Here is a 16,419-nt window from a genome sequence, read left to right as displayed (position 1 = left end):
CAATACGCCTCTACTATTCCCGACTCTTTATTCCCGATTCCCTACTCTCCATCTCGTCAACAAACTTCTGAAACCGCTCCAATGCTGAACTCCGCACTAAAGGATGTTGCCCCAATGTTCGATATTGATTCGTATTGATGCCTTCTTCGACTAAAAAGCGGTACTGGAGTTCTTCTAATGCTAAATCCTGTCGTTCTTCGTCACAGGGTTTTCCTTCCATTCTTGCTGTAAACGCTGCCAACTGCATCATCCAGCCCTTGACTTCCACTGGAATCCGATAGATGGCTGCGGTACAGAGTAGTAGATAAGCATCAGGATGTTGGGTTTGGAGGCGCTCGAACACATCTTGCAAGCGCTGTTGGTTCACCTCAAGCCGAACCTTGCGGGTGAGAACGTGCAGCTTCCATTCATCTTGAGCGCCTTCGACTTGACCCGCTTCTGCGGCAGCAAGGGCTTGTTCAACTTCCTTGATTTTGCGACCCACTTCATGCCAGTAGGCGGTGATACTACTGGCAAAGGATTCATGAATATCCCCAATTATGACCCGTAACATCAAAGGATGCCCTCGATAGGCTGCGCCCAAACGCAGTAAGATGTCCCGTTCTCTGGATCCGTCTTCTGTTTCGAGTTCGGTCTGCTCGAATAATGCCAGTTGTTCGGGTTGGCTCAATCCTGTCAGGACACAACGATACCAACGTTGACGATAGCGTTCCTTCGTAATCTCAAGGGGTAACTCTTGGGAGGTGATGATGATGCGTCCGTGTAGGGTATTGGCACTGAGGATACCGTTGAAGAAGCGAACCCAGAGCGTATCTTTGAAGCGTCCGCCACTGTCTTCCCCGGTCGCGAGCAGCGTTTCCATTGAATCCATTAGCAACAGCACGTCATGATGGGCAAGGTAATCCAGCAAGCGATCGCAAAGTGCCTCGGGTCGGCGTTCATCTGGGGTGAGGGTCACGCCCCAAGTTTCCAGCCATTGTAAGGCAATACTGGTAAAGTCTCGGTCGTACTCACCATTCTCAAAGTTGGCACGTTGAAAATGTTGAGGGGCGAGGGTACCGTAACGTTGAGCAACAGTGCATTCAGCCAATGCCGTTTTGCCAATGCCCGTCAGCCCCAAAATCATCACCAGATAATGAGAATCCAATGCCGTTGACAGTTCGGTGACGAGACTCTCGCGACCAACCCAATCGCTATCGTAGGAAAGAAAAAGCGATGGAGTCGAATCTGGCGTTAATACATCTGAAGTTGGTGCTTTGGCGAGAGTCTGCTTATCCAAACCCAGTTTTTCACAGATATTCTCGAAGAATTTAGTGCGAATGGGCTTACTATTAAAAAAACGACTGGCAGTGGTTTCGGAGATACCGACATGGGCAGCTAAATCTCCCTGTGTCATAAAGCCATTGCGCTTGAGGGCATCTGTGGCGATTTTTTGGTGGGCTGGGTTGAGGGTGATGGAACGGGGCATGGGAGGGAGTAGGAAATTGGAGATTGGGGACAATCGGGAGTTTTCTTCATACTCTTCGACCTCCTTGATTTTTTGACCCTATCCTTCACTTTTCTTTATTTTTATTAATCCATGATTTCCTCCCTACTCCCTGCGGTTTCTTTGTTGAGTGATTTCGCTTCGTTCTTTTCTAACCTCTTGAGTTTCCCTCGTAATTCCCGAAAATTTGCCACTAAATCTGGTTTATATTGTCGCGCTAATTGACCACCGCGTTCCCAAGATTGCCATGCTTTCTCTCCCTCTCCCAAATAACTATAAGCATCTGCCAAATTGTAATAAGTTATCGCCATCTGCGACGGTTCGCCATGCTCTTGTTGCCATGCCAGCGCTGATAACAAATGCTCCAAGGCTCTCTCGTATTCTTCGGTGTTTAAATACGCATAACCCAAATAACCATGAGAACTTGCCGCCTCCTCTTCATCCCCTGATGCTTCTGCTAATTGCAACGCCATCGTCTCCCATGCCATCGCCGCATCCAGTTCGTTCAAGGCATCGCAGGCATAACTCAGTCCCTTGGTTGCCCCGAGCATTCCCATGCGATCGCCGATGTCCGAAGCCAAAACGAAATACTGCTGGAAATAATCCTTGCTGGCTTGATAATTCTCCAGTTGATACGCTGCCATGCCCAATCCCCGTAAAGCCTGACCTTCCAAAGAACGCTCGCCAAGAGATGTTGCTTTCTTGCGGCATTGTTCGTACCATGCCAGTGCCTCATCGAATTCGTAGAGATGCCAGTAAGTTTCTCCCAGCCCCTTGAGCGCGTCGCATTCTGCCACCGGATCTCGACATTCCTTGGCATACTCAAAGCCCTCTCGATGATAAGCGATCGCCTCCTCCGGTTGGTTCAAATTATTGCGAATGTCGCCGATGAGAACTAAAGTTCGCGCCAGCATGGAAGTATGATGCAATTCCCGCGAAAGTTCGAGGCATTGTTTGGCCAGTGCAAGCGCTTCATCCGGTTGCTGGTTCTCTTGGTCAGCATTCCCTTGCGTCTTTCGCCGACGCGGGGTCTGACCGCTTCGCAAGACATTCGCCAGATTGCCGAGGAACATGGCGCGGAGTTTGGGCGCTTTGGCGGTATCTGCGGCTTTCTCGATTGCCCGCAAGCCTTCGCGATAGTAGTCAGCCGCATTTTCTCCTCGTCCTCTACTTTTTTCGACATTTCCCAACCCCATTAGGGCAATCCAAATACCCGTGTTTTCTCTCGCTTCTCTTGCCAGTTCCAAATGCTTTTTGTGATATTCTTCGGCTTCATCGAGATTGCCCCGGCTGTCAGCGATGTTTCCCAAGCCGTTGTAGCAAACCATATCGCACTGAGCGTTGAATTTCCCCAGCAGCGCCCGATATAGCTTTTCCTGCTCTTCGTAGTATCCCCACAATCCCAAGCGATCGTGCAGTTCCTCGTCTATATTTGCCCCTTCATCTTTGTCTAATTCTACCGTCAAAACCTTTGCTGCCCGCCGCCAATCTGCCGCATCGCAAAGGTGATAAAATGATTGCAAATAGCGCCGCACTTGCTGAAGGGGCAAGGTATTATCGGGAGGTTCGCTTTCGCGGCATAAATAATATTCAATGGCGGTGTAGGTACTTAAATGCTCCCACGAGATTGCAGTAATGTCGATGTCAAGGCTGTTGTAGAGAGAACTGGAGATACTCATGGGAATTTTGAATTTCTATATGGAATTTGAAAATGTCGAAACGGGATGAAAAGCTGAAGAATTCGTCGCCGCGATAATTTGCCTGCTCTCATTTTGCAATTGTTCGGGTTGGCAAAACTCCACATCGTCCACCAGCAAAATCGAACCCGGCTTTGTTCCATCGATAAATCTCCGAACCGTCAGAGATTTATCGGCAATTTCCTCAGCTTTCCCAAAATACTCGCGGTAGCAGCGATCGCGACGGCTTTGGCATTTTTCTCGGTCATACCACGCTCGTTCCTCGGACAGGCGCAGAAGATGAACGCCAGACTTGAATTTCGATAGTATTTCTGTGTTACCTCGGGCTTTCAGAATATTATTGTTCCACTGACCCAATGCCATCCCGTCGAAAGCACAATTCGTCGAGAAAACCAATGTCCCCACGTCAAATTCTAAACAACACTCGAACTGCCCGTGCTTGGCGATGGCTCTTGCAAACTTCTTGTTCTTCCCCGCCTGCGAGAGGGCAAAGAGAAATTGCAGCAATGTGGATTTGCCGGAACCGTTGAGTCCCGTGATGAGTGTTGTTGGTGCAAAATCAATCTCGATATCTTTGAGGATACGAAAATTACCAACGAGCTTGAAGCATTTCAATTTCCATACAGAATGCGAAATCATGCCATGAACTTGAATAGCCTACCGATGCCAAATCCTACCAGAATCGCTGTTATGTTCGGCAACATATTTTGTTTGACATTGAGAAAAAAGGGAGAGAAGACGAATCCTAAGAACAAAAGTACGCCGCAAAAAACCAGTGCGAATAGAAGACTGCGAAGCCAGAAAGCTCCTGCAATTCCCAAGCCGAAACAGCCCAGCGTAACGGCGAGGTTGAGTAGATTCGCTATGTCAATAAATGGCTGCACGATTTCTTCAATGCTCATTGCTTTCTCCTTTAACTAAACACGGTTGAATCCAGCGCCACTCGCGATCTTTGCGTCCTTCGCCCGTTGCGACCCTGCGCCAATGCCCTCGCCGCCAATGGCTTCTGGGGCTGGCGTGATGACCGCCGCGAGCCAGAGATGATGTAGAACGAACGTAGTCGCGACCGATCCAAAGCGGCTCGAACTTTCTATATCCCTTGGCTTGCGGGGGTTTTCGTCGCAGTTTCTTGCCCGAAGCGGTTTCAATATCTTCAGGGTAAGTCTGTAGGTAAAGGATAGTTTGCAGAGCAATGGAATCGACATTCCTCAGAAAGGCTTGTTCGGGTTCGGGGTCGGTGTTGCGATCGTAGAAACCTGCTGTTGGTGCCATTTCCATCTTGCCACTTTGAGGCAATCCTTGTTCGTCGGGCAGCAAGCCAACGATACTGGCATAAGTCGCACCGCGTATCAGCGACATCCAACCCAGTTTGGTGTCAGCAGCGACGCTAGGATATTTGATGACCTTGCCGTCTAGAATCATTTCGGGAAAGCGATCGCCCTCGATAACGTGATGAAAACCCAGCCAAGCAATTTCAGTATTGTCGGGAGAGTGCAGACCCGGTTTAGTCGGTAGCATGATAATGCCCCTCGGTACGACGCGCTGCATTTCGTAGATGGCAGGAGGCAAGTCGCTGTGCAGGAAAGCCTCGAAGAGATTGCGCTCCAAATAGTACACCGGATATTCTTCTTGCTGAAAAAAACAAGCGATTTCGATGGCAGAGCGCGAGGCAAAATCCAGCGAGGAATAGGGTTTCACTCGAGTTGCTCCGAGGGCGATCGCCAAGCCCGATGCCACGAATTCCCAAGGGTAATAGCCGGAGTAATGCCTGTGCTTTTTTTTGAGAAAATGTACCAGCAAATCCGGCGATAGTTTCTTCGCCAGTTCCACGAGTTGTTTGTTGCTGGCAATTTTTTCTGTCATCGCACTGCGGCTGCTACGGAACTGCACTCGTGAATTGTCACCAATCGGTAATCGGCTTGAGTATTCCCAAACTTCACCACCTCAAATGTACTCGAAAAGAATCTGCGCCCGACTGGAATAAACGCCTCGTAGCGATGATCCAATCGTGTTTGTTGTCTCAAAATGCGCTTCACGTAGGCTAAAGCATCTTCTTCCCAATAGTTTCTCATGTTTAACTCAGTGGCGCGATCGGGAGTTAATGCCAGCATATTTGCCAATGCTAAATTGACCCACTCTTGATCGTCAGTTGCTAAGTTGACTAAGCTCATCGGTTTCTCTGAACTTTTCATGCGCTCCAAGATAGCCAGCGATCGCGCATCGAACTTCATGCCGCCGCCAAAGACCCATTGCGTTACTTCGCCTTCATCGAGCTTTTGTTCTTTCGATGCCATGACCAAGGGAACCCGAAACGGACGCGAACAACCGGGGAAGCGAATTTTCACTTCTTTGCAAAGACCTCCAAAGCCCACGAGGGAATTGGCGAGATTATCGGTGGCATTGTCAACCAGTGCCAATGCTTTAGCCCGCGATGGCGCTTCGATGACCAATGAAGTCCCGGCAAAAAATAAATTTAGCTCGGGCTGTCCGAGTTGTCTGGCAATGTTCTCGCAAAGTGCGTCAATGCTTGTTATTTTGCTTGTCATTGGCTTCCTCCTGATTTTCTTGCTCGTGCTGGTTGTCTTGGTTTCTTGGAAATAAGCGATCGCAAAGCTCCACGAGTTTTTCCTCTTCCATATCGAGATCGCGGGCGAGTCTGACGATTTCGCAATTCTTCGGCCTGCGTTCTTCTAGGAGTGCTTTGAGAAACGCCATGCCATTCAACCAAAATGAGATGGCCGTCTCGGCACCTTCGGATTGATTGCCGATCTCGAGTTCGATGCAGGCGATCCGAAATTGTTTCTCGAGTTCTTTGGGGAGGTAGACGGTTAAGCCTTTATAGTCTTCGCTTCGCTTTCGATCGACCACGTTAATTGAATGGTAAGGACGCAACATTTTGGTTGGACATGGCGAACTAAATTCGCCGTCCCCCAACCCTCATTTTACCGGACTGTCCGAATGTCCTTTAAAAAACTTTGTCCAGACTCTTGTAATGTCCAGACATTTGGACTATGATAAATCTCAAGGACGCAACACATCCTCTCGTGATTTCCCGACAACCGCGCTAGAAACGGTTGAGACGGCGAAATCACGATAAACGCGCGGGAAATGCGCGGGCGGTGCGGTGAAGCTGCATCGTCAAAACCTCGAAACCTTTGAAATCAAAGAACTTCAGCGAACTACAACGAAAACCGATGAAAACTCATGACCCAAGCAATAGTTAAAACACCGAAAAATCCCGTTGGGGATGGTCGGGGAAATCCCACATCCTCCGACAGCCATTCTGGGAAACCGGTTTCCCACATTAGAAGTTTGGTTTACCCGGTTCTTGCCGCAGATTGCGGGAATCGGCAAATAAAATACGGTCGAAATCCTCAGAAAATCAATGTAATCCCGGCATATTACAAGAGTCTTCTCGACTACGAAACGCCTTTTGTCAAGAGCGATGACAGTGATGGCAGTATTGTTATCGAATATTTGGATGGCAGCAATGAAGCATTGAAAGACCAGCGTTGGGTGGTGGGCAAATTAGCCCGCGAACTGAACGGCATCCCGACGTTTGAAGGTGAAAAGAGCGAAGTGTATGCCAGATTTGCCCTCGCTGCGGTGGATTGTCCCAGTCCTCGAAATCGGAGCAAAGCCATTCCCCTGCGAATCGAAGCGCTTAAAGTCTGCATTCCCGATATTCAAGATACCGAGAAAGTCGAGAGCATTCGGCAAGCCCTCGAAGGACGGCATCGGTATCGGCGCAATGGTGCTTTGATGAATCTCCAGATCGATCGTGTTCTCGTAGAAGCCGAGGGTCTCTCAGCGTTTCAGTGGCTTCAGGAGAATAAAGCCTTCAAATGGCGCGATCGAGTCAATGGCGTGATAGACGCTGGAGGCGGCAATGTAACTGCCATGTTATTTAGTTCGTCGGGGCATCCCATCTGGGACTCCAGAATTACCTTGGACGGTACGAAAGAACTGGCACAACTCATTGCCCGCGATCCAATCTTGATAGGCGCTGAAGCCAGTGGAGTGTCGCCAAGGATTGAGGTGATACTCGATGCGATCGCTGGAAACAAAAAATATCGCGGTGCCAGAAAGAACGTCTCCATTGCTAAAGCCTACAAAACGCATCTCGACGCATGGCTTGAAGACTTCAAGCGCAAATTAAATTCCAAGTGGAATGCGTTTTTCTCTGAGTTCGGTCAAGCTGCTGTCATTGGCGGGAGTGCGCCGTTATTGCAAGGCATTGCCGCGAAGAGCAAGGGCAGGATTTTTGTCGTCAAGAACAATCCCGCTACTATCACGGCACGAGGAATGCTGCTGGACACAAGCAATAACAAGAGCAATAACAAGAGCAATAACAAGAGCAATAACAAGAGCAATAACAAGAGCAATAAGGGAGGGAAGTAATGGCAAACGAAATTCGAGTCACGATTAGAAAAGGTTCGCCCTGCCATCAAAAACTGGAAGAGATCCGCCAAGCCGCAGGGTTTACCAATCCCACCGATGCAGTTGCGATGATGTTCTTCTTCTTTGGCAACCAAGCCTTGGCTATGGCTGAAACTGGCGTGCCGGTAGGAAATTCAGCAATGGCAACAACTTCTATTGCTTCTGTCACTGAAACATTTTCCCAAGAACCCGAAGAGTACGAAGAACCCGAAGAGTTTGGGGGGCTTTAATGATGGTTTTAACGCTAGGGATTATTGCAATGATTTTGGCTGGCTTGGTTTGCTGGTGCGGCTTTAGCAATCCCGTATCAGCCCAATGTTCCGAGCGGGGCGGCGACTGCGTGAGTTGTTCCGGTCGTTGTGCCATGTCTCACGCGCCGACAGGCTCTTAGGAGGTGCGACGTGAATCAAGAAATTCAAGATACTCCAGTTCCCCAAGCGCCTATTGCCATTCAAAATAGCATTCAAAGCGCTCTGATTCGGCACATTAGCAAACATTGTGCCAGACACCGCAATAATTATTTTTTCGGGGTTAGTGTCGTTTTTGTGCTGGCGATCGCGGGCAATTCGTTGAGTTTATTGATTGCGAGTTTGACTCCGGTGCAACAAGAGAACCAAGTGGCGGTGCAGTTGCCTGAAAAGCAAGAGCCAACCAGAGATGCGACATGGCTGGAAGACTCGGATTATTGTGCGGGAGATTTCAGGCTTTGCGATTTGCAATATTCGCTTTGGCTGCAATACCTGACCGAGTTGGTGCGGGGTCAAGAAGCGCAAAGGTATTCTGCCAGTGCCTCGCAGTTCGTGAGTTTGGAACGCGCCGAGAAGTGTTATGGCAAGCCCCTGCAAGTGTGTTTGCGAAGTTTTACCGATAGCCAACTCGATGCGCTGCAAAAAGCGCAAACTTTACCCGATAACCAGCGTAACGCCGAGATTCTGGCTATTCTCCAACAAGCCCTCGCACTCCAACAGGCACAAACGGGAGTGCCTCAAGCCCCTGCGATTCCGATTGATAGCTTGCAGGCAAGAGTTCTCGAAAAGCGCAAGAGCGACTTAGCGTTGCACTTTGGCAGCAACAATCCCAACGCGATCGCCAGAAATTCAAGAGGTCAAGGGTATCGGTGGGATGGCGACGAGGGAGAAGATTCCGAAAATTCTGGAGGCACGGAGTAATGACCAATACTTTGACTCCCAGAATCATCATCAAGGGTGCAATTATTCTCGGCTGTTTTGGGGGCGGCTGGTTTTTTGCCAGTGCCGCGCAATGGGAGACTCCCGCGCAGGACGAGCAAACTCTAGCTGCCACCGCCGAGAGTATTCAACAAGATAATCCTGCAATCTATGCCACCCGACAGCGCCATCCTTCCGCGCCGATGTTCGCGCTAATTTCCTTGGGATGCAATGCAGTTGGGGGAGCGGTATTGCTGTGGGTGTTGGGGGAGAATCTGGGGATTTTAGGGAATCGGCAACAGGGAATCGGGAATAGAAGTAACGGGATCTCGAATACTTCTTCGCCTCCAGTGTTGCAACAAGATTTGCAGAATATGATGGTAAATTCTGTGATAAATCCGGTTCAACCGCAGGTAGTGCAGAAGACCGTACAGCCATCGCAATTATTCGCTGACAACCAACAACCAACCGTTAACAACCAACTCATCCAACAACCTTCTCCGATTTCCCACGATTCCCGACTCACGATTCCCAATTCCCTCATTACCGATGCCGATATTATTTTCTTGAATTCTATCGCGGGCTTGCCTTATCGCGATCGCTTGCAATATCTGTGGGATTTTCTGCTTGCTAAGCATCCGTGGCTGATTCAACTGCTCGAGGCGACTCCAGTGATTATCTGGGGAGAGCAAAGATCTGGCAAATCTACCTTGGCAGATTGCGTGGCTCTCCTGCGAATGTTGTTAGTCGGGCATCGCGCTAGAGTATACGATCCCCACGCGCACTTAAATTCTTGGAGCGAATGTTTTTATATTGCTGCTCGGACTTACCCCGATATTGATAAAGGTATTAGTGAATATCGCCAGCGCTTGGCACTCAAAGCCAATGAAAAGACTGCGACCACGACAATTTGGGATGAGTTCACGCAATATAAGGAGAATTGCAACTCTCAAAAAACTGGAGACTTTGACTTTGTTAAAAGCGTATTATCGGAGTCCGACAAAAACGACGAATTTCCGATTTTGTTATCCCACGGCGACACCCTGACTTGCTTGGGCGGCACATCGGGAACCAGCAGCATGATCGATCGCGGCGGCGTGATGATTCAATGCTTTGCCCAGCGAGGTATAACGGGGCGTGCTATGCCATCGGGGAAGATACTGCTCAAGGGACTCGACAAAGACGAACGGGGTAAAAACATTGAAATGGCGTTGGCTTTACCCGAATGGCTGCGACCTCAGAATATTCTCGCGGTTTTCGGTGAGTTATTGGCAGATAGCGAACAAGCCAAAATAGCTGAGAATAACCAGAATAACAATCAAAATTCTGAATTTGCAGCGCCGCCCGTGTTGTTGGAGAAAGCTGAAGAATTAGAAGAATTCTCCGAACAAAGCAGCGAGCAAAGCAGCGAGCAAAGTAATATTATTTCGATTACCAATCGCGTTCAACTTTCACCGCAGCAACAAGTTATTCTCAAGTTCGCGCAGAAGCAACAAAAAGCTATTGCAGCCCGCGATATTATGCGGATTCAATATGCAATTTTAGCGGACTATTCTGCCGATGATATCCGCGAGATATTTCAAGAATTAGCAGGGTTGAATTTAGGTTGCTGTCGGGGCGAAGGGCAATCATTGACTTTCGTGCTAAAGCAGAGAGGACAACGTGCCTGATAGCGAATGTAAAGCCAGACAGGTTATCACGACCATTTCCCAACAACCCAGCCCGACAGAAATTCTCTCGCTATTTTTGGCGCTAAAGCTATCAAATAATTCGGGATAGCCCCTGGGAGTTCGAGTCTCTCTTAGCGCTTGGGATTCGTCCCTTTAAACAAGTAAACAATTCGCTTTGGAGGTAAGCGATGAATCAACCAGTAGCTCGTGGTGACACGAGGAAAAATCAAAGCCAAACACAAACTCAAGAACCCAATCATTACGACGAAACTAACAATGCCATTCAGCGTTTTCGAGGGTTTCAAAGAGAGCGTAATGATGCGGTTAAAAAAGCCAGCAATGTTATCTCTGAATCTCCCGATGGCATCGTAACGAGCTTGGGCATCGGACTCAAATCGTGGCGGCGCAATCCCAAGAGCGGCACCGTATATATGGTGGGCTTGACGTTAACTCCCATCGTTCTCGGCGGGATTCTCCTGTCTGGCTTGCGGGGCTTTTTCTTCCCAGTACCCTTGCATCAAAATGCGTCTGTTTCCGATCGCGTGGGTAATGCCCTTGGTCGAAATACACGCGGGACGGTGGATATTCTCGCACCTGCCACGAAAGCCGGGATGGCCGCATTGGAGGTGAAGTTCCGCCGCGAGGAAGCTGCCAAGTACGGGACTTTGAATCTCGGTACTTCTTCTCGCAATTCCAGTAACTCCATCTTGACCACTGGGAGTAATACTGTTTTTACCAGTGCGGGCAATGGCAAAGTTCGGGTTAATTCCCAAGGCTTAGATCCTGACGTTGCTAAGTCTATTGAAGATTTCCTGAAAAACTAGAGCGCATATCGGGGGTCGCACCCCCTTAGTTGACTTTTGCCGAACCATGTTTTTTATCAGGCTCAGAACCGCCAACGCGATCGCATTGCTTCTGGCACTCCTCGCGTTCTACCTCGACTTGCGCGGCATCACCATCGCAACGGCATGGCAGGCATTATCCGGTCGAGGAGATAAAGCCATTAAAGATGCCCGCGAACTCGTGGAAACCCAGATGCCAAAGCCAGCACCAGAACCCATGCCTTCACCGCCCATTTTGGATCCCAGATTGAAAAATGCGAACGCTACCGACCTCTGAACAATTATTACCGCACGTGGTCTCCGACAAAGACCCCGCATGGCGTTACGTGCGCGATCGCGAGGTGGCATTGCGTCGTGGCGATTGGCTGACGGCGTTGGTTGTGGTGGGTTTGGTGGTTTGCATTATCGAGCCGAATGTTAACGGTGCAATTAAAAATTCCCAGTTCGGCAAGTTTTTCCGAAGCGTCCCGGTTTCTCAAGCCTCATCGCAAGCCAAAGCCGCGTCAACACCTGCACAATCCTTCTTTCCCCTCGCAGACATTACTCCTGCTTTGGCCAAGATTAGCGATCTCGTTGGTTCGATTCGTCCCTTGGGTTGCAAGAAAAATTGTCGCCGTCACGAGGGCGTAGACTATGCTTACAAAGGTCGCATTGTGGCGGCATTGTCGGGCAAAATTGTCGAGTTAAAGCCGGATGCCGAGAGCGGCGGTGCAATTGGCATCGAGTCGAGGTGGCAAGGGCAAACTGTAAATATTCGCTATTTGCATTTGGATCGCCAACCCTTGCGGAAGTTTCGCCGGAGTCAAAATGTCGAAGCGGGAGAGTTATTGAGCAAAGTTTCTACGACGTTCCCCGGCTCTTCGGGACCGCATCCGCATATTGAGGTTTGGGTTGACGGCAAATTGCACCAAAAACCCGAAGAATTTTTGGCAGGCTTGGCTAAACGCTCTGACTCCGCAGGAGTTGGCGGCTGGACGAAACCCACCGAGGGCGTATTGACTCAAAAGTTCCATTCATACCACGAAGGCATCGACATTGCCGGGGCAGTCGGTACGCCCGTCAGAGCGGCAAAGAACGGCACTGTAACATTTGCGGCATGGCACGATTGGGGACTCGGCAATGCGATCGCGTTAGAACATGGCGAGAACCAAAGCCTTTACGGTCACTTATCGAAAATTCTGGTGCGTCCGCAAGAACGAGTTGAAGCGGGGCAGGTTATAGGCTTGATGGGATTTTCGGGGAATAGCTACGTGGTTCTGAGTGATGGTTCGACCAAGCACGGCGTTCCCGAATCATCGCACCTGCATTTCGAGTGGCGGGAAAATAAGCAAGCCCAAGACCCCTGCGATATTCTCTTTATTTGCCCGGCAATTGGCGGGAGTTTTTGATTATGTTTAAGTTCGCTCGCAATTGTTTCGCCTTCTTCGGCTTGCTCGTGATTATCACGCTTGCCATTAATCCTCGCACGATTCCAGCGTTTTTGTACTGGGTCGATTGGTGGCGAACGGTGGGAGATAATGCTGCTGTCGTGACCGTGGACTGCTGGCGATCGCGTTGTTGGAGGGAAAGACAATGATTTTCTCTAAAGAATTCAATCCCCAATGGCTGACATGGGGCGCTCTGGGACTATTGGCGCTCTGGCAACTGTATCCACCCGTGAAAGCACAGGTGACAAAGCAGGTCTCGAAGCCCAGTCAGTCCGTGCAATACCGCAGCAATAATGCTTATCTTACTCGTCTGTTGCCTGCCGCACGAAGATTGGAGATATCGCGAGGCATACCCACCAGCATCACCATTGCTATCGCCGTTCACGAAACGGGCTGGGGTAGAGCGGTGATTGGCAAAGATAATCACTGGGGACTCAAGTGCGTCGATCGAACCGGGCGGCACTGCACCAAGACTAGGACTAACGAATGGGTCAACGGGCGTAAAGGCTCATATAAATTAGCATTTGAATCCTGTAAAGACCTCGATCGCTGTACGAATATCTTGGCGAATACGCTGGATAATTTGTTAGCTCGAGGTGGCGGCAGTAAGTCTTTGTATCAACAGAATCCCGATCGCGCTCTCGATCTGATTGGCAAGCGATACGCCACCGATTCCCAATGGAGTACCAAGATCAAGCGGCATCGTCGGAAAGTTTTGGAGTTAATAGAAAAACAATGAAATACCTCAAAAAACTTTTGCAAACCCTAACCAGCGCAGGTATTGGCGTTGGCTTAGTCACTCTCGGACTCGGTGGCATCACGGCTATTTCTATCGTGCCGAGTGTCATCATTTACCAAGTTGGTAGCGAGTTTAATTTGTCTTGGAGAGCGCACCGAAATATGGCATTGCTTGTAGGAATCGGCGGGGCTGGAGTCGGCGGAGTTGGATTTGGAATGACTTGTATTTCTGCTGTTTTCTACGAAAGAATTCGCTTCAAAGATAAGCTAGATAATTCTCAAGATTCCGAATTCATTGCGAGAATTGAAACTCTCGAAGTACAATTGAAAACCCAAGAATTTATTTTGCACTCCGAATATCCCAAGAAATACACATTCGAGCCGGGTTGCTTTGCGTGTAAAAACTTCGTCGGTCGCTATGATGGCGAGAATTTCTTCGTTTGTGGCTTGCATCCTTACGGACAAGATAATTGCCCTGACTTCCAAAATAAAACTTGAGTAATTTTGGATTTTTTGATAATATGAAAAAACAAATAAAAACTCAGAAAACTAAATATTTGGGGTGAAAAATAAAGGAATCATAAATCTAAAAGCCTACGACTCTCTACTCCTTAAATCATGCTAAAAGTACCTAGAAAACGAAAAGTTTCTCGCAAGCTCTGGCAGCGCTGTCAAGTTTACAAGCCGAGGAAAAAGCGCAGTCAGTTTGCCGTCAAACACAATATTCGAGTGAGTTACTATGACAAAATCAGAGCTTGACGAACTCGAAGAATATGCGACATTCCTCAAAGCCAGCGAACCCGATTTAGATTCGTTTAATTATAGGCAACTCAGAGAACAAGCGCTGGCGCCAGGAACTCCCGCTAAACGCTTCGCGTTCTAACGGGAGCTTGGGAAATCCAAGCTCCTAACCTGACCAGTCTAAGCGAGAAATCGCTACGTTATTTGAGTCATGAAACCCGTAAGTGCGTGCCAGCTTTTGGCTCTTTCGTTAACAATTAAACATCTGTAAGGAGTTAAGGAAGTGTTGTTAATTCAACAAGCTCAAATAACATTGACGAGGCAAACTTTACCCTTGAAAAAGGAGTTATCCCATGCGGGTTTTCGTACTAGACAAAAACAAGAAGCCGTTAAACCTAACTCATCCAGCTAGAGCGAGAAAATTGCTCAAATTGGGACGAGCTAAGGTATTCAAGAAATTTCCCTTTACCATTATTATTCAAGATATAGAGGGAGGAGAAGTTAATGAATGTCAGTTAAAGATAGACCCCGGTTCGAGAACGACAGGATTAGCAATCCTACAAGGAAACCGAGTGATTTGGGCGGCTGAATTGACCCATCGCGGACAGCAAATTAGAGACAGATTAGCTTCAAGACGACAGTTAAGACGTTCTCGCAGAAATCGCAAAACTCGGTATAGAAAACCTCGCTTTCTCAATCGAAAGCGTCCTAAAGGCTGGCTTGCTCCCAGTTTAATGTCGCGAGTTCATAACATCCTGACGTGGGTTAAACGGCTTTATCGAATCTGTCCAATATCGGGGCTTTCTCAAGAGTTAGTTCGATTCGATACTCAGGCATTACAAAACCCAGAAATCTCTGGTGCTGAATACCAGCAAGGAGAATTATTAGGGTCTGAAGTACGCGAATATTTGCTTGAGAAGTGGAACAGAAAATGCGCTTATTGTAGTGCAGAGAATATTCCCTTAGAAGTCGAGCATATTCAGCCAAAATCCAAAGGCGGTAGCAATCGAGTCAGCAATTTAACCCTCGCTTGTCATCCCTGCAATCAAGCTAAAGGAAACCAAGAAATCCAAGATTTCCTATCAGGTAAACCTAATGTTCTCAAACGGATTCTAGGGCAAGCAAAACGACCATTGGCAGATAGTGCAGCAGTTAACTCTACCCGTTGGAGACTGTACGAAAAACTCAAGAAAACGGGTTTACCTGTTGAGGTTGGAACGGGAGGATTGACCAAATTTAATCGCACTCGTCAGAACCTACCCAAGACTCATTGGCTCGATGCTGCTTGTGTTGGAAAATCTACCTCAGAACAGTTAATTATTGAGGTCAGAAAACCGCTTTTAATTGCTGCTAAAGGTCATGGGACGAGACAACGATGCCGTCCGAATAAGTATGGCTTTCCCGTTCGTCATGCTCCGAAAGCTAAATTTTTCCAAGGTTTTCAGACAGGCGATATCGTTAAAGCATCTATTCCGAAAGGAAAGTATGCAGGCAATTATTTTGGAAGAATTGCGATTCGATTCAGACCTAGTTTCATGTTAATTACCCAAAAGTCTCGCTTTGATGTTCATCCTAAATATTTAACTAAAATTCATCATGCCGATGGCTACGAATACGCATTCAAACAATGATTCGAGGTCACTGAGCTATGCCGAAGTGCTGCCGCTCAATTTTTATATTGGTCGCGATTCCCCTCCCGTTAAATCGGAGATTCTAACGGGAGACCCCTCGCGACATTTAGTTGGAACAAGGCGAACCCCACGAAGAAAATCGGTAGGCTGAGGAAGATTAAAAAGTCTGAATTGTTGAAGAAACTCAAGGAGGTGCAAGAATGACCGTAGCAATGACAACGACGATTATGTTAACCATTGGCTGTAACTTAAGAACGGGCGATTGCGTTAAAGTCAATGGCTTAGTGATGGCCGTCGCCGATTCGCTTCCAAACAGCGTAAACCTTCGTTGGGGCAATGACCCGGCATTGTATCCTTATGCTTATGAGAAATTGCAAGAGCTTGGAGCGGTACGTTGGATTAACGTTAACGTTCCAGCCTATTTGTTCTCTAAGTTTATGAAGCTGAGTAGAGAACAACTCAGGCAATACATTCGCGAATGCGAGGCAAAGACGGGACTGAGATTCTCTGGGGCGACCAAGCAGGAAATGACTGAGTGGCTGATTGAGTTATTGACAGGTTTATAAAATTTCAAATGATCT

The 16,419-nt window shown here is 48.3% G+C and carries 21 protein-coding genes; 14 read left to right on the top strand and 7 right to left on the bottom strand.

What is annotated here, in order from left to right:
• Nucleotides 1-13: 13 nt before the first annotated feature.
• The 7 genes from AC6RV6_RS07005 to AC6RV6_RS06975 all read right to left on the bottom strand — a co-directional run bounded on the left by AC6RV6_RS07005 (nucleotide 14) and on the right by AC6RV6_RS06975 (nucleotide 6,078).
• Nucleotides 14-1,468, bottom strand: a complete 1,455-nt coding sequence (locus tag AC6RV6_RS07005) for a helix-turn-helix domain-containing protein (RefSeq protein WP_500239902.1) — start codon at nucleotides 1,466-1,468, stop codon at nucleotides 14-16.
• 104 nt (nucleotides 1,469-1,572) lie between these two features.
• Nucleotides 1,573-3,165 carry a tetratricopeptide repeat protein gene (locus AC6RV6_RS07000; protein ID WP_500239900.1) on the bottom strand — a complete coding sequence of 531 codons (1,593 nt, stop codon included), beginning with the start codon at nucleotides 3,163-3,165 and terminating at the stop codon, nucleotides 1,573-1,575.
• A gap of 15 nt (nucleotides 3,166-3,180) precedes the next feature.
• The gene (locus AC6RV6_RS06995; RefSeq protein ID WP_500239899.1) at nucleotides 3,181-3,822 is read right to left on the bottom strand and encodes an ATP-binding protein; all 642 of its coding nucleotides are present in this window, start codon (nucleotides 3,820-3,822) and stop codon (nucleotides 3,181-3,183) included.
• Entirely contained in the window at nucleotides 3,819-4,085 is a 267-nt protein-coding gene (locus tag AC6RV6_RS06990) for a hypothetical protein (RefSeq protein ID WP_500239898.1), read from the bottom strand. The genes AC6RV6_RS06995 and AC6RV6_RS06990 overlap by 4 nt, the downstream gene beginning before the upstream one ends.
• The gene (locus AC6RV6_RS06985) at nucleotides 4,075-5,046 is read right to left on the bottom strand and encodes an AcrVA2 family anti-CRISPR protein (protein ID WP_500239897.1); all 972 of its coding nucleotides are present in this window, start codon (nucleotides 5,044-5,046) and stop codon (nucleotides 4,075-4,077) included. The genes AC6RV6_RS06990 and AC6RV6_RS06985 overlap by 11 nt, the downstream gene beginning before the upstream one ends.
• The gene (locus tag AC6RV6_RS06980) at nucleotides 5,043-5,729 is read right to left on the bottom strand and encodes a hypothetical protein (RefSeq protein ID WP_500239896.1); all 687 of its coding nucleotides are present in this window, start codon (nucleotides 5,727-5,729) and stop codon (nucleotides 5,043-5,045) included. The genes AC6RV6_RS06985 and AC6RV6_RS06980 overlap by 4 nt, the downstream gene beginning before the upstream one ends.
• Nucleotides 5,704-6,078: a hypothetical protein gene (locus tag AC6RV6_RS06975; protein ID WP_500239895.1), complete on the bottom strand. Its 375-nt coding sequence runs from the start codon at nucleotides 6,076-6,078 to the stop codon at nucleotides 5,704-5,706. Before AC6RV6_RS06975 ends, AC6RV6_RS06980 begins: the two co-directional genes overlap by 26 nt.
• Nucleotides 6,079-6,387: 309 nt before the next feature.
• On the opposite strand from AC6RV6_RS06975, the gene AC6RV6_RS06970 reads away from it, so the two are divergent.
• From AC6RV6_RS06970 to AC6RV6_RS06905, 14 genes are all read left to right on the top strand, one after another.
• Nucleotides 6,388-7,584, top strand: coding sequence for a ParM/StbA family protein (locus AC6RV6_RS06970; RefSeq protein ID WP_500239894.1), 1,197 nt, complete (start codon nucleotides 6,388-6,390; stop codon nucleotides 7,582-7,584).
• Nucleotides 7,584-7,853 carry a hypothetical protein gene (locus tag AC6RV6_RS06965; RefSeq protein ID WP_500239893.1) on the top strand — a complete coding sequence of 90 codons (270 nt, stop codon included), beginning with the start codon at nucleotides 7,584-7,586 and terminating at the stop codon, nucleotides 7,851-7,853. The genes AC6RV6_RS06970 and AC6RV6_RS06965 overlap by 1 nt, the downstream gene beginning before the upstream one ends.
• Nucleotides 7,853-8,014: a hypothetical protein gene (locus AC6RV6_RS06960; RefSeq protein WP_500239891.1), complete on the top strand. Its 162-nt coding sequence runs from the start codon at nucleotides 7,853-7,855 to the stop codon at nucleotides 8,012-8,014. Before AC6RV6_RS06965 ends, AC6RV6_RS06960 begins: the two co-directional genes overlap by 1 nt.
• Before the next feature lie 10 nt (nucleotides 8,015-8,024).
• Nucleotides 8,025-8,792 carry a hypothetical protein gene (locus tag AC6RV6_RS06955; RefSeq protein WP_500239890.1) on the top strand — a complete coding sequence of 256 codons (768 nt, stop codon included), beginning with the start codon at nucleotides 8,025-8,027 and terminating at the stop codon, nucleotides 8,790-8,792.
• Nucleotides 8,792-10,459 carry a hypothetical protein gene (locus AC6RV6_RS06950; protein WP_500239889.1) on the top strand — a complete coding sequence of 556 codons (1,668 nt, stop codon included), beginning with the start codon at nucleotides 8,792-8,794 and terminating at the stop codon, nucleotides 10,457-10,459. Before AC6RV6_RS06955 ends, AC6RV6_RS06950 begins: the two co-directional genes overlap by 1 nt.
• Nucleotides 10,460-10,647: 188 nt before the next feature.
• Entirely contained in the window at nucleotides 10,648-11,283 is a 636-nt protein-coding gene (locus AC6RV6_RS06945; RefSeq protein WP_500239888.1) for a hypothetical protein, read from the top strand.
• A gap of 46 nt (nucleotides 11,284-11,329) precedes the next feature.
• Entirely contained in the window at nucleotides 11,330-11,578 is a 249-nt protein-coding gene (locus AC6RV6_RS06940; RefSeq protein WP_500239887.1) for a hypothetical protein, read from the top strand.
• Complete coding sequence (locus tag AC6RV6_RS06935; RefSeq protein ID WP_500239886.1) at nucleotides 11,556-12,689, top strand: M23 family metallopeptidase; 1,134 nt, start codon at nucleotides 11,556-11,558, stop codon at nucleotides 12,687-12,689. The genes AC6RV6_RS06940 and AC6RV6_RS06935 overlap by 23 nt, the downstream gene beginning before the upstream one ends.
• 2 nt (nucleotides 12,690-12,691) lie before the next feature.
• Entirely contained in the window at nucleotides 12,692-12,877 is a 186-nt protein-coding gene (locus tag AC6RV6_RS06930; RefSeq protein WP_500239885.1) for a hypothetical protein, read from the top strand.
• Complete coding sequence (locus AC6RV6_RS06925; RefSeq protein ID WP_500239884.1) at nucleotides 12,874-13,467, top strand: glucosaminidase domain-containing protein; 594 nt, start codon at nucleotides 12,874-12,876, stop codon at nucleotides 13,465-13,467. Before AC6RV6_RS06930 ends, AC6RV6_RS06925 begins: the two co-directional genes overlap by 4 nt.
• Nucleotides 13,464-13,964: a hypothetical protein gene (locus tag AC6RV6_RS06920; protein WP_500239883.1), complete on the top strand. Its 501-nt coding sequence runs from the start codon at nucleotides 13,464-13,466 to the stop codon at nucleotides 13,962-13,964. The genes AC6RV6_RS06925 and AC6RV6_RS06920 overlap by 4 nt, the downstream gene beginning before the upstream one ends.
• Before the next feature lie 120 nt (nucleotides 13,965-14,084).
• The gene (locus AC6RV6_RS06915; protein WP_500239881.1) at nucleotides 14,085-14,225 is read left to right on the top strand and encodes a hypothetical protein; all 141 of its coding nucleotides are present in this window, start codon (nucleotides 14,085-14,087) and stop codon (nucleotides 14,223-14,225) included.
• Between the two features lie 335 nt (nucleotides 14,226-14,560).
• The gene (gene iscB, locus AC6RV6_RS06910; RefSeq protein WP_500239880.1) at nucleotides 14,561-15,838 is read left to right on the top strand and encodes an RNA-guided endonuclease IscB; all 1,278 of its coding nucleotides are present in this window, start codon (nucleotides 14,561-14,563) and stop codon (nucleotides 15,836-15,838) included.
• A 200-nt stretch (nucleotides 15,839-16,038) separates the two neighbouring features.
• Complete coding sequence (locus tag AC6RV6_RS06905) at nucleotides 16,039-16,404, top strand: hypothetical protein (protein ID WP_500239879.1); 366 nt, start codon at nucleotides 16,039-16,041, stop codon at nucleotides 16,402-16,404.
• Nucleotides 16,405-16,419 lie beyond the last annotated feature (15 nt).

It is taken from the genome of Spirulina sp. LEGE 11439 (assembly GCF_059821285.1).
Note: the sequence above shows the minus strand (reverse complement) of the source record. Positions and strands in the feature narration are given on the sequence as shown.